Raw genomic sequence first — 13011 nt, 5'->3', positions numbered from 1 at the left:
AGGTGGCAGATGAGGTTTCCTAAGCCTGGGCGATCGTGAGCGCGGGGTGAAGAAAAATTGATGGCTGCTTTCAGCAGATGGATTTTGACGGTTCCGCCGCCATCGTCTATCAGCCTTTAGCTCCCCGCGCGACACTCCGAATTCGACTCCGATTCCGGCTTCCGCGCATCAAACGCACATCGGTCAGCCTTCCATGTCCCTCGATAAATTCGCGCCGGCGATCTTCGTCGTTCTCTGGTCCACCGGCTGGATCGTTGCCAAATACGCCTCGCTGCATTCAGGTCCGTTCACCTTTCTGATGATCCGCTACAGCCTGTCGGCGCTTGCCTTCGTGCTGCTCTGTTCGGTTACCGGCGCCCGGTGGCCGCGCGATTGGTCGAGCGTGTTTCGGGCTGTTTATTCCGGTATCTTCCTGCACGGCATCTATCTCGGCGGCCTCTGGTGGGCGATCGCCGAGGGTGTGCCGGCCGGCATGGCCGGCATCATCGCGGCCCTGCAGCCATTGATGACGGCCATGGCGGCGCCGTTTCTCGTCGGCGAGCGCCTGCAGCCTGTCCAGCGCCTTGGCCTGCTGCTCGGGTTTATCGGTATTGCGATCGCCATCTCGCCGAAGCTGCTGACGCCGGAGACGGCCAATCTCTGGCAGGCCGTGGTTCCGCTTGCTGTCAATCTACTGGCGATGGCATCGGTGACCTACGGCACCCTTTACCAGAAACGCTATCTGCAGACCGGCGATCTTCGCACCATTGCAACGTTGCAATATGTCGGCGCTTTGATCGTCACCGTGCCGCTGGCCTTCATATTCGAGGGCCTGCATTTTGACGGCACGCAGACGGCGATCCTGTCTCTTCTCTGGTCGGTCTTCGGTCTGTCGATGGGCGGGGTCGGCCTGCTGCTTTATCTCATCCGCCGAGGCCAGGTCTCGCGCGCCGCATCGCTGATCTATCTGATGCCGCCGGCAGTCGCCATCGAAGCGGCGATCGCCTTCGGCGAGCCGCTGACCCTGCCGATCATCATCGGCACGGCCGTCGTGGTGATCGGCGTCTACCTGACCAACCGGCGTACAGCGGATGTTGTGCCGGAATAGGCATCATAGGTTATAAAAAAAGGGGGCCGATCGACCCCCTTTGTATTCGTTCAAGCGCGTTCGCGGCGCTGGCCGCCGTTGCCGGGGCCGCGGCGCTTCATGCCGCCGTCCTTGCGCTGTTCGCCCTGAGCGTTCTGGCCACGATCGTCGTGGCGACCCGTGGGGCGGCCGTGCGCGTGGCGGGGACCGCGATGGGCGCCGGCTTCGTGGGCTGCGCCATTGGCATTTGCGTGGCCATTGTGCTGCGGCTTCTTGGCCGGACGAAAATCGGACGTCGACGTGAGATCATTGTCCACTTCCGGGCGCGGCGTGCGCTCGTCGCGACGTTGGCCGCGGAAGTCGGCATTGCGATTGTTTTCGCGCTGCGGACGACGTTCCTGACGCTCGCCGTTATGGGCGCGGGCTTCGCCGGCTTCGCCCTCGCGATGAGGACGGCGAGCCGGACGTGCGGGACGGCCTTCGGGACGTCCCTGACCCGCACCACCACGACCTTGGCCTGGGGCCTGACCGCCACGACCGCCTGCGCGGTTGTTGGCGCGAACCGGGCGGCCGCGATCGGCCGGAGCCTCGCCGCTGGCAACGGCGATATCGATGGCCATCAGGCGTTCGATGTCGCGCAGCAGGCGGATTTCATCCGGAGCGCAGAAGGCGATGGCGATGCCGTCGCGACCGGCGCGCGCCGTGCGGCCGATGCGGTGGACGTAGGCGTCAGGCACTTCCGGCAGATCGTAGTTGTAGACATGCGTGACGCCGGGGATGTCGATGCCGCGGGCAGCGACGTCGGTGGCGACGAGAACGCGGACTTCGCCGTCACGGAAGCCCTTGAGGGCGCGCTCGCGCTGACCCTGGCTCTTGTTGCCGTGGATGGAGGCGGCGGCAAAGCCGACATGTTCGAGATGCTTCATCAGCTTCTCGGCGCCATGCTTGGTGCGCAGGAAGACCATGGCGCGGCCATCCGGATTGGCGGAAATCGTTTCCTTGAGGATCTCGGTCTTATGGTTCTGACCAGAAACGAAGTGGACATACTGCTCCACCTTGTCGGCGGCCTTGCCGGGAGGCGAGACTGCGACCGTGACCGGATTGGTCAGGTATTCGGAAGCGAGATCGGCGATTGCCTTCGGCATGGTGGCCGAGAACAGCATGGTCTGGCGCTTGGCCGGGACCATCTTTGAGATCTTGCGCAGATCGTGAATGAAGCCTAGGTCGAGCATCTGGTCGGCTTCGTCAAGGACGAGGTAGCTGACCTGACCGAGCGACAGGGCGCGGCGGCTGATGAGGTCGAGCAGGCGGCCGGGGGTGGCGACGAGAATATCGGTGCCGCGCTCGAGCTGGAGCTGCTGCTTGTTGATGGAGGCGCCACCGACGACGACGTTGATCCTGAGCGCCGTCTTGCGGACGAAGAGCTTCAGGTTGTCAGCGATCTGGTTCACCAGTTCGCGGGTGGGGGCGAGGATCAGGGTGCGGACGGTGCGGTTGTCGGGGCGCTTGGCGTCCTTCAACAGCATTTCGATGATCGGCAGGCCGAAGGCGGCAGTCTTGCCGGTGCCGGTCTGGGCGAGGCCGATGAGATCGCGGCCCTGGAGAACAAGCGGGATAGCCTGAGCCTGGATTGGCGTCGGCGTCGTGAAATTGTTCTGCGACAGCGTATCGACGATCTGCTTGGAGAGACCAAGCGAGTTAAAATCGGTCAATTCAGTACCTTTCGGGGCGCCAAAGCAAATAGGCCGGATCGCACCATGCGGTCCGGTCTGTCTCTGGCGTCAAGAACCCCGCGTGAAGTGGGAACTTGTAAGTTGGAAAAAGCTTTCCAGCGCATCTGACCGCCTTGGGTGCGGTCTCGTTATCTAAAGCGCTTTTGTCCTTCTCTTGCGTACGTCTAAGTCCCGCAGGGCACGCTCACGCGGCGGCCGGAAGGTGAAAGCTGAGCGGCATTTGGTCTTATTCCCGGCCAAAGTCAAGAGGGCGCCGGAAGCTTTCCTTCATGGACATACAAATACCGCCGGAAATCCGGCGGCATCTTCGGCTCTGGAATTCTGATAGGCGCATTCTTGGCGCGGTGGCGTTTCAAGCCTCAACGGCAGACCTCGACACGGTAGGCACGGCCCCAGCCATCGTGACGCCATGCCCAATAGCAGCTCGGATAGGGGCGCACATAGACCCGTTCATAGGCTGGGCCTTCGTAATACGCCGGATATTCAGAATAGTAGGCGGGATAGGCCGGGTATGCCGGTCGTACCGCTTCGGCCGCCAGAGCGCCGCCGACGACACCGGCGGCAAGGCCGCCGAAGAATGCGCCGCGATCGGAGGCGCTGGCATTGGTGGCGGTTACGGCGGCAGCGCTGCCGAGCGTCAGCGCGATCATGCCGGCCGTGGTTAAAGTGCGAAGCAAAGACATCGAAATCCCTTTCCCAAAAAGAGGCCTCCAAGCCGAAGCCGAGCTTGACGGTGCGCGGGAAACGGGGCGAAGTCGCGGCTAAAAAGACGGCCGCGACATTAAATTTTGTTCATGATGGAATAGGTGAACCTATTGATTTCCCTTTAGAAATCTGTGGGAACGCCGCCTTCTTGCTTGCGCCTGGCCACGAAAGCGTCGAGCTCTTCCTCGATTGCCGGATCAAGCGGGGGACGCTCATAGCGGGCGAGCGTTTCCTTGAAGACGCGGTTGGCATGATCGTAGGTTGTCGGCCTCCCGGCTTCGGTCCAGGTCTCATAATTTCGCCAGTCCGAGAGGATCGGGGAATAGAAGGCGGTCTCATAGCGGGCAAGCGTGTGCGCTGTGCCGAAATAGTGTCCGCCGGGGCCGACGTCGCGCACGGCGTCGAGCGCCAGGGCATCGCTGCTGACATCCAGCGGCGTCAGGAATTCGGCGACCATCTGCAGCATATCGACATCGAGGATGAATTTCTCGAAGGAAGCCGTCAGGCCACCTTCGCTCCACCCGGCGGCATGCAGCACGAAATTGCCGCCGCCCTGGGTCAGGGCCCAGAGAGAAAGCGCCGATTCGTAGGCCGCCTGGGCGTCGAGCGTGTTGGAAGCGTTGGTGTTCGAGGTTCGGTAGGGGATGCCATAGCGGCGGGCGAGCTGGCCGCCGCAGATGACAGCCTTCATGTATTCCGGCGTGCCGAAAGCAGGCGCGCCCGTCTTCATGTCGACGTTCGAGGTGAAGCCGCCGTACATGACCGGCGCGCCTTTGCGCACCATCTGGGTGAAGGCGATGCCGCACAGTGCTTCGGCATTCTGCTGCACCAGCGCGCCGGCAATCGTCACCGGCGCCATCGCACCCGCCAAGGTAAACGGCGTGACGACCACCACCTGTCCGCGCGACGACATTTCGATGATGCCCTGCAGCATCGGCCCGTCAAGGCGCAGCGGCGAGGAGGAGTTGATGATGGTGAAAAGAGACGGCTCGCGCTCCATCTGCTCCATGCTGATGCCGCGTCCGATGCGGGCGATCTCGATCGCGTCGAGATTGCGCTGCTTGCCGAGCGAATAGCAGTGGAAGGCCTTGTCGGTGAGCTTCACGATGTCGGACAGGCAGTCGAGATGGCGCACCGATGCATGGATATCGATGGGCTCGACCGGATAGCCGCCGGTCATGTGGATGATGTCGAAGGACTGGGCAAGCTTGATCAGCTTGCGGAAGTCTTCCTGATTGCCGGCTCTCCTGCCACCTTCGCGATCGGCGACGAAGGGAGCCGAGGCGACCTGGGCGAAGACGAGGTTGCGGCCGCCGATCTCGACGTTTCTAAGGGGATTGCGGGCATGGAGGGTAAAGGTCGAGGGCGCGGAGGCGATCAGCTCAAGGATCAGGTTGCGGTCGAAGCGGACGCGCTCCTTGCCCGGCGTGACGTCGGCACCGGCTGCCTTCATGCGGTCGCGCGCTTCCGGCAGGATGATATCCATGCCGATCTCTTCGAGGATGGTCAGCGATGCCTCATGAATGTCGTCCAGGGTTTCGGGCGACAGAAGCTCCGTGCGGGCGAGATTGTTGACGAGATTGAGATACTTCGCGCCGCTCGGCTTGCGGCTGCGTTCGCCGCCGCGCCCGCCTGTCCGTCTTCGCCGTTCGACTGGAGCCGCCGTGGTCTCCGATTCGTTCAGGGTCAGGCTATCTTCGTCGCTCATAATGCTCGCTCCCAATTGTCCGCCGGAGGATTCTTGGCAGAGTTTAGAGCGCCGTGCCGCCGTCGTTTGCGACGAAGGCATGACCGTTATAGGATAGTGCATGGCCTGAACGCGACGTTGCATGCCGGGTTAAACATGGTTAACGCGTTGTTAAAGCGATTTGTGATAGAGCGTCGTTTCATGAACTATCGTGTGCGGTGAGAAGAGAGATCCCGTTGAATCTGGACGGTGAACTGCTGGAGATGGCCTGCCGCCGGATCGCCAATCTGGATAGGCCGGCCTATATCAAGAACAGCGAGCTGCGCTACGTCGCCGTCAACGAGGCCTATGCGCGCTTCTTCCAGCGCGATATCTCCGATTTCATCGGCAACCGCAGCCACGATGTGCTCGACGCCGTCGAAAGCGCCGACCGGGAAGACAGGGAGCGGCGTGCGCTCGTCTTCGGCTCCGAGGAGACGGCGCTCTGCTTCGATCCCACGGGTCGTCAGCGCGCCCACATGCAGATCGAAAGCTTTTCACCTTCGGAAGACCGCGTCTATGTGTTCGGCATGTCTGTCGACGCGCCGGCCGCATCCGACGATATGTCGACTGACGGGAAAGAGCGTGGGAGCCTCGATGAGGTCGGTTTTTTCCGCACAGTTCTGGAGGATCTGCCGGTTGCGACGTTCGTGCGCGATGCCAACCATCGGCTGATCTATGCCAACGCGGCTCATGCCGCCATCACCGGGCTCGACCGCGAGGAAATGCTTGGCAAGACCGAGCATGAGATGTTCGATGTCGGCGCGGATGACTTCTTTGCCGAAAACGAGGTTGCGCTGAAGGACGGGCGTGGGCACGAATTCGAAAGCGAAATGGTGGATCGGCAGCAGATCAAGCATCCTGTCAAGATTCGCGTCAACCGCGCCGTAACATCCGATGGCGGCCACTATGTCGTTGGCTCCATAACCGATACGTCGGCGCTGAGGCAGCGAGAAACGCAATTGATGGAGGCGCAAGCCCGCGCCGAGGCGCTGCATCAGGATCTCGACAATACTCTCCGTTCGATGCCGATCGGCGTTTTGATCCACAACAGCGACTACATCGTGGAATACGTCAACGATGCCTGCTACGACATTTGGGGGTTCTGCAAGGACGAGCGTTTCGAAGGCCGGCCTTATCGCGATCTCATCGCCAAGCACTTCGAGCTCGAGCGCTTCGGCTCCGACTACCGTAGCGTCGACGACATCTATGAGGCGCGCCTGGCCGCCCTGCGCAAGGCAGGGCCGCATCTGCAGACGGAAGTGAATTTTGCCGACGGCAAGTCCGTCATCATCGATGCACGCCGTATTTCGAATGGCCGGACCTTGGTGTCCTACACGGATATTTCTTCCGTGCGACAGCAATCCCAGGAGATCACCGAGACCCGCCTGGCGCTGGAGCGCCTTGGGGGGTTGATGGCCGACGCGATGCAGGCCATGTGTCAAGGGCTCCTGATCGTGCAGGACGGCGTGATCGTGCTGGCAAACGAAACGCTGAAGGACATGCTGAAGCTGCCGGCGGAAAGCCTGGAGGTCGGCAGGAACTGGTCGGTCGCGTTCGATTATTGCGCCGGACGGGGCGATTTCGGCGACGATCCGGAGACCGTGCGCGAGTGCTGGGGCGAGAGCATCGCGGCCGGCAAGCCGATCTCTGCCGTGTTCCAGGTCGTCGGCGACCGGTGGATGCAGCTCGATGCCGCGGTCGGCGAGCATCGCCGTTGGATCGTCGTGCTGACGGATGTCACCGAAATGAAGGAGCGCGAAGCGGATCTGCAGCTTCTGCTGGCTCGCAGCAATGCGGCGGATCGTGCGAAGTCCGAATTCCTGACGAATATGAGTCATGAAATCCGCACGCCGATGAACGGAGTTCTGGGCATGGCGGAATTGCTTGGCAAGACCGATCTCGACGCCCGGCAGAAGACGTTTGTCGACATCATCGTCAAGTCGGGTACCGCCCTTCTGACCATTATCAACGATATTCTCGACTTCTCGAAGATCGACACCGGCGAAATGCATCTGCGCAAGGTGGCATTCGATCCGGTGGAGGCGGTCGAGGATGTTGCGACGCTGATGGCGGCTGCCGCGGCGGAGAAGCATATCGAATTGCTGGTGCGCACAGCGCCCGGCGTGCCTGCCGCGATGCTTGGGGATGCCGGGCGTTTCCGCCAGATCGTCACCAACCTCGTCGGCAACGCGATCAAATTTACCGAGCGCGGCCATGTATTGGTCGAACTGGATAGCCAGTCGTCCCCCGGAAGCGACTCGGTGCTGACGCTGCGCGTCGAGGACACGGGCATAGGCATTCCCGATGAAAAGCTCGATACCATTTTCGAGAAGTTCTCGCTGGCGGATTCATCCTTCGCGCGCCGTCTCGAGGGCTCCGGCCTCGGTCTCTCTATCACGGCCGGTCTGGTCGATCTTTTCGGCGGTTCGCTCTCAATCGAAAGCGAATGGGGCAAGGGATCGGTCTTCACCGTCGATCTGCCTATGCCGCTGGTTGCCGAGCGCGGCAAATCTCCGGATCTGCCGGCCAACGTCAAGGGCGTCGGCATCCTGGTCGTGGAAGACAATGAGATCCATCGGCGCATATTGACCGGGCAATTGGCGCAATGGGGGTTCGACGGCTACGCGGCCGAGGACGGCAAGACCGCGCTCGCCATTCTGGACGCCGCTTTCGACATGGGCGTGCCTGTTGATGCCCTGATCATCGATTACAGTATGCCCGGTATGAACGGCTATCAGGTCGCGCGTGCCGTTCGCGCCGATTCCCGCTTCGACTCAGTGCCCATGATGTTTCTCACATCGATGGGTGTTGTCGGCTACGACAAGGAGTTCACGGCCGTCAACGGCCAGGTGCATCTGATGAAGCCGGTGCGCGCCAATGTTTTGCGCAGCACGATTATCGACGTCGTGCGCACATCGCGCAGGCGGAAGACCAACGGCCAGACAGGCGCCGGTGTCAGATCATCGCCGCTGGAGGCTGAAGCCGCTGCCGCGATCGGGACCACCGAACAGATGGCCTCGCCAAAACCCGGCAATGCCATCGACGTTCTCGTCGCCGAGGACAATGAGGTGAATCAGATCGTGTTCACGCAAATTCTGCAGGCGACGGGCCTGCGCTTCCTCGTCGTAGAGAACGGTCAGGCGGCTGTGGATGCATGGCGCCAGTTGCGGCCGTCGATGATCCTGATGGACGTCACCATGCCCGTCATGAATGGCCATCAGGCGACGCGAATGATCCGGCAGGTCGAGGCGCAAGTCGGACAGGGTTGGCACGTGCCCATCATCGGGGTCACGGCGCATGCGCTGGATGTGGATCGCGTGATGTGCATGGAGGCGGGCATGGACGACTGCCTGTCGAAACCGATCAGCCCCGAGCTTCTCGAGGCCAAGATGCAGCGTTGGCTTGGCGATGCGGCTCTTCAGGCCGATCGCTCCAGCAGTTAAGCCGGCTTGACCCCGCAGAGCATTTCCCGCTTGCCGGCAAAGCCCTGCCGCCGCTCCACGACGAAGCCTGCCGCCTGCAGATTGCGGCGTACGAAACCGGCGGCCGCGTAGGTGGCGAAAGTGCCGTTCGCAGCCGTCTTGCCATGGAGCTCCTGCATGAGTTCCGGCGACCACATGTCGGCATTTCGCGAGGGCGCGAACCCGTCGAGATACCAGGCATCGAAGCCTGGTTGCGCGTTGCGCACGCCATCGAGCGCCGGGCCGCAGGCGACAGTCAGGCGCGTGTGGGCGTCGAGCCTCAGCGATACCATGCCTTGTGGATCGCTTGGCCAGCCGGCAACGAGGGCCTGGCGTTCGCTGTCGATCTCAGGCCAATGCGACAGGGCGCGATCGATCTCCTCCGCCCGCATCGGGTAAAGCTCGAAGGACATGAAATGCAGTTCAGAGCCCGATGTCGCCTGCTGGCGCCATTGACGCCATGTCTCGCAGAAGTTCAGGCCGGTGCCGAAGCCCAATTCGCCGATGAGGAAGTTCCGTGCCTGCTGCCAGCGGGCCGGCAAGCCGTTGCCGGCCAGAAAGACATGGCCGCATTCCAGCCGGCCATCGGTCTGGCAATAAAAATGGTCGCCAAAAGCCGTCGAATAGGGCATATCGCCGTCGCGCCATTCGAGCTCCGGGCTTGCCGCATTGGTTTCGGACGCCTTCGTCCGATCGGAAACTGGATCTGTCATGGAAAGAGCCGATAATCCCCCAAGACCAGCCCGTCAATCATCCGTCGATCTGCTGATCGGCGGCGGCGGCATTATGGGCCTGTGGGCGGCTGTTCATGCCGAACGCCTCGGCATGCAGACACTGCTCGTCGATGCCGGCCGCTTCGGGCAGGGGGCAAGCGGCGGCCTGCTCGGCGCGCTGATGCCGCATATGCCGGACAAATGGTCCGTGAAGAAGCAGTTTCAATTCGATGCGCTCGTATCTCTGGAAAAGGAAATTGCGGCCTTGGAGGCGGCGACCGGGCTTTCTGCCGGGTACCGTAGGGCCGGTCGGCTGATCCCGCTGCCGAAGCCGCATTTGCTGGAGATCGCGCGCGGTCATTCGCGGGATGCCGAAACGCATTGGCATCAGGATGGGCGTGAGTTTCACTGGCATGTGCTGGGCGCTGCACCCGTTCAGGGCTGGATCGATCCGTCGGCTGGCGGAAGCGGTTTCGTCTTCGATACGCTCGCAGCCCGTGTTGCCCCGCGCGCTCTGCTGAAAGTCCTGGTGAACTTTCTTGCCGGGGCCAAGCATGTGCGGCTGATGGAGGGCTTGCGCATCGATGGCATCGATCCGGAGAGGGGTGTGGCGACCACGAGCGAGGGCGATATCCGCTTCGGACGCTGCATCCTTTCGGCCGGGGGTGATTCCTTCCCGATATTGGACGGGCTGACGCATGGCCGTCAATCGTCTCTGGGCCAGCCAGTAAAGGGTCAGGCCGCCTTGCTGAAGACGAATGTCGACGGCAGCCTTCCGGTGATCTTTCGCGACGGTCTCTATATCGTCCCGCATGAGGGCGGGCTCGTGGCGATCGGCAGCACCAGCGAGAATCGCTTCGACGACCCACTGTCGACGGACGGCCAATTGGATGACTTGCTGATCGCGGCCCGCGCCATGGCGCCGATTCTGGCCGATGCGGAGGTCCTCGAACGCTGGGCGGGCCTGCGGCCGAAGGCGGTTGATCGTGACCCGATGGTGGGCGCGCATCCCGACCATCCGTCCCTGATCGCATTGACCGGCGGCTTCAAGGTCAGCTTCGGACTGGCACACCGGCTGGCCGAGGCGGCGGTGCGGGAGGCGGCGGATATGGCCTGTTGCTTCAAGTTGCCGCAGACATTCACGTTAGCGAGCCATATTGCCGTCGTATCACGTAAAACGTGAATATACGCCCCTTCAGGTCGTCAATCTGTCACGCAAATCACCTATCTCCTTGGCCGTTAGCACCCGGCTCGGTCAGCCGGTTTATCGCGCCCTGGAGGAGATTTTATGCGCTACGCCATTTGCTTCACGCCGTCTGCGAGCGATCCGCTGACGCTCGTGGCCGCAAATTGGCTCGGCCGTAACGTCTATTCCGGCGAGATGGTCGACCCGCCTGCCATTCGCGGGCTTGGCATCCACGAGATTGCTTTCTACACCGCCGTTCCCCGCCGCTATGGTTTCATGGGTCTCCTGAAGGCGCCTTTCCGCCTGGCGGACGATATGTCCGAAGCGGCGTTGCTGCGCGAGCTCATGCGGTTTTCCGGCACGGTCGCACCGTTCGAGATCCCGAAGCTCGAGGTCGCGCGGCTTGGCGGCGCGCTGGGCCTGGTTCCTTCCGCGCCAAGCCAGCAGATGAATTTTCTCGCAGCGTCCCTGGTTCAGGCTTTCGATCACTATCGCGCGCCATTGACCGAAGCCGAGTTCGAACGTATCGATCCGGACGGTCTTTCGGCGACGCAATTTGCCAACCTGCACCGTTGGGGCCATCCGCATGTGATGGATGAGTTCCGCTTTCAGATGATGCTGACCGGCACGGTCAGTCCCAGCGACATCCAACGCATAGAACGGGTACTACGCGACTTTTTCGAGCCGGCGCTTGCCGCGCCGCTTCCCGTATCCAACATTGCCTTGATGATGGAGGATGGTTCCGGCGGTCCTTTCCGGGTGCATTCTCTGCATCCGATGGGCAAGGTCAGCGCCCGTAAGATCGCCTGAAACGCCAGGTATTGTCGCAGCCCGGGCATTGGACTGACGTATCGGCTCCAAGGCGCATCGTTCACCTGCTAGCGGCTTGCGATTGAAAGGAAAGTGATTTTCGCACTTTCCGTCTCGACTTTCCCTGCATGGATGCTACCGTTCGGCTTGTTCGAGAAGGTGCTTCAATGTCGGAAAACTACACCCGCAATCTCATCGGCTACGGCCGCAACACGCCGGATCCGAAATGGCCGGGCGATGCTCGCGTCGCGGTGCAATTCGTGATCAATTACGAAGAGGGCGGAGAGAGCTGTATTCTCGACGGCGATCCGGCTTCGGAAAACCTGTTGTCCGAGATTGTCGGCGCTGCGGCCTGGCCGAACCAGCGCAACCTCAACATGGAATCGATCTACGAATATGGCGCGCGCGCCGGCTTTTGGCGGCTGTGGCGCATGTTCACCGAACTCAAGGTCCAGGCGACGGTCTATGGCGTAACGCTTGCCATGGCGCGCAATCCCGAAGCGGTCGCCGCCATGAAGGAAGCCGGCTGGGAGATTGCCAGCCACGGCTACCGCTGGCTGGAATACAAGGATTTTTCGGAGGATCTGGAGCGCAAGCATATTCTCGAGGCGGTGCGGCTGCACACCGAGATCACCGGCGAGCGGCCCTTGGGCATGTATCAGGGCAAGCCGTCAGACAATACGCTGCGGCTTATCATGGAGGAGGGCGGCTTCCTTTATTCCTCGGATTCCTATGCCGACGATCTGCCCTATTGGGTCGATGGCTTGGATGGTAAGCCGTTCCTGATCATTCCCTACACGCTCGAAACCAACGACATGCGCTTTGCCACGCCGCAAGGCTTCAACTCGGGTGACCAGTTCTTCACCTACCTCAAGGATGCCTTCGACACGCTTTACGAGGAGGGCAAGCAGGGCAGCCCGAAGATGATGTCCGTCGGTTTGCATTGCCGCCTCGTCGGCCGTCCGGGCCGCGCTGCGGCGCTGCGGCGGTTCATGGAGTATGTGCTGAAGCACGATAAGGTCTGGATCCCCCGGCGTATCGAGATCGCCAACCACTGGTACCAGCATCATCTTCCAGGGGGCGAGCGCTGAGATGATATCGCGCGACGAATTCGTGAGCCGTTTCGGTGGTGTTTTCGAGCATTCGCCCTTCATCGCCGAGCGCGCCTATGACGCAGGGTTCATTGTCGAACCATTGACCTCGGGTGGCGTGCACAGTGCCCTGACCAAGATTTTCCGTGCGGCGAGCGCGGAGGAGCGGCTTGGCGTCCTGCGCGCTCACCCTGATCTGGCCGGCCGGCTGGCAATTGCCGGCGAGCTTACCGAGGACAGCCGCAAGGAGCAGGCCGGCGCCGGGCTCGACCGGCTGAGCCCGGCGGAACATGCCCGCTTCACGGAACTCAACGACGCCTATGTGACCAAGTTCGGCTTTCCCTTCATTGTTGCGGTTAAGGGCCTCGGCAAGGACGATATTCTGGCTGCCTTCGAGACGCGGGTCGACAATAGCCGTGAGGCGGAGTTTGCGACGGCAACGGCGCAGGTTGAGAAGATCGCCCTGTTGCGCCTGCAATCCATGCTTCCGGAAAGCTGATGTGCGGAAAGCGCTGCT

Annotated in this window: 10 protein-coding genes; 6 read left to right on the top strand and 4 right to left on the bottom strand. The window is 61.9% G+C overall.

From position 1 onward, the window contains the following. The first annotated feature begins 193 nt into the window (after nt 1-193). Entirely contained in the window at nt 194-1087 is an 894-nt protein-coding gene (locus GA0061101_RS27205; RefSeq protein WP_092575845.1) for a DMT family transporter, read from the top strand. 50 nt (nt 1088-1137) lie between these two features. Here GA0061101_RS27205 and GA0061101_RS27200 read toward each other — a convergent pair whose 3' ends face one another. The 3 genes from GA0061101_RS27200 to GA0061101_RS27190 all read right to left on the bottom strand — a co-directional run bounded on the left by GA0061101_RS27200 (nt 1138) and on the right by GA0061101_RS27190 (nt 5212). Next, the gene (locus GA0061101_RS27200) at nt 1138-2778 is read right to left on the bottom strand and encodes a DEAD/DEAH box helicase (protein WP_047562555.1); all 1641 of its coding nucleotides are present in this window, start codon (nt 2776-2778) and stop codon (nt 1138-1140) included. A 380-nt stretch (nt 2779-3158) separates the two neighbouring features. Next, entirely contained in the window at nt 3159-3482 is a 324-nt protein-coding gene (locus GA0061101_RS27195; protein ID WP_092575842.1) for a hypothetical protein, read from the bottom strand. A 143-nt stretch (nt 3483-3625) separates the two neighbouring features. After that, nucleotides 3626-5212, bottom strand: a complete 1587-nt coding sequence (locus GA0061101_RS27190; RefSeq protein WP_092575840.1) for a trimethylamine methyltransferase family protein — start codon at nt 5210-5212, stop codon at nt 3626-3628. A 215-nt stretch (nt 5213-5427) separates the two neighbouring features. Between GA0061101_RS27190 and GA0061101_RS27185 the strand changes: the two genes are divergently transcribed. After that, nucleotides 5428-8676 (top strand): response regulator, encoded by a 3249-nt coding sequence (locus tag GA0061101_RS27185; RefSeq protein WP_092575837.1) that lies wholly within the window; start codon nt 5428-5430, stop codon nt 8674-8676. Here GA0061101_RS27185 and mnmC2 read toward each other — a convergent pair. Then, nucleotides 8673-9407 (bottom strand): tRNA (5-methylaminomethyl-2-thiouridine)(34)-methyltransferase MnmC2, encoded by a 735-nt coding sequence (mnmC2, locus tag GA0061101_RS27180; RefSeq protein ID WP_092575834.1) that lies wholly within the window; start codon nt 9405-9407, stop codon nt 8673-8675. The genes GA0061101_RS27185 and mnmC2 overlap by 4 nt on opposite strands. On the opposite strand from mnmC2, the gene GA0061101_RS27175 reads away from it, so the two are divergent. From GA0061101_RS27175 to uraD, 4 genes are all read left to right on the top strand, one after another. Continuing rightward, a complete protein-coding gene (locus GA0061101_RS27175) occupies nt 9406-10590 on the top strand; it encodes an NAD(P)/FAD-dependent oxidoreductase (protein WP_092575831.1) in 1185 nt (394 codons plus the stop codon). The two genes, mnmC2 and GA0061101_RS27175, sit on opposite strands and share 2 nt — an antisense overlap. Before the next feature lie 105 nt (nt 10591-10695). Further along, a complete protein-coding gene (locus GA0061101_RS27170) occupies nt 10696-11403 on the top strand; it encodes a DUF1045 domain-containing protein (protein WP_037194932.1) in 708 nt (235 codons plus the stop codon). Nucleotides 11404-11570: 167 nt separating this feature from the next. Further along, nucleotides 11571-12494: an allantoinase PuuE gene (gene puuE, locus GA0061101_RS27165; RefSeq protein WP_092575827.1), complete on the top strand. Its 924-nt coding sequence runs from the start codon at nt 11571-11573 to the stop codon at nt 12492-12494. Between the two features lies 1 nt (nt 12495). Further along, complete coding sequence (gene uraD / locus GA0061101_RS27160; RefSeq protein ID WP_092575824.1) at nt 12496-12993, top strand: 2-oxo-4-hydroxy-4-carboxy-5-ureidoimidazoline decarboxylase; 498 nt, start codon at nt 12496-12498, stop codon at nt 12991-12993. Nucleotides 12994-13011 lie beyond the last annotated feature (18 nt).

Source organism: Martinezella lusitana, assembly GCF_900094565.1.
Taxonomy (GTDB): Bacteria; Pseudomonadota; Alphaproteobacteria; order Rhizobiales; family Rhizobiaceae; genus Rhizobium; species Rhizobium lusitanum.
This window is presented reverse-complemented; position numbering and strand designations above follow the sequence as displayed.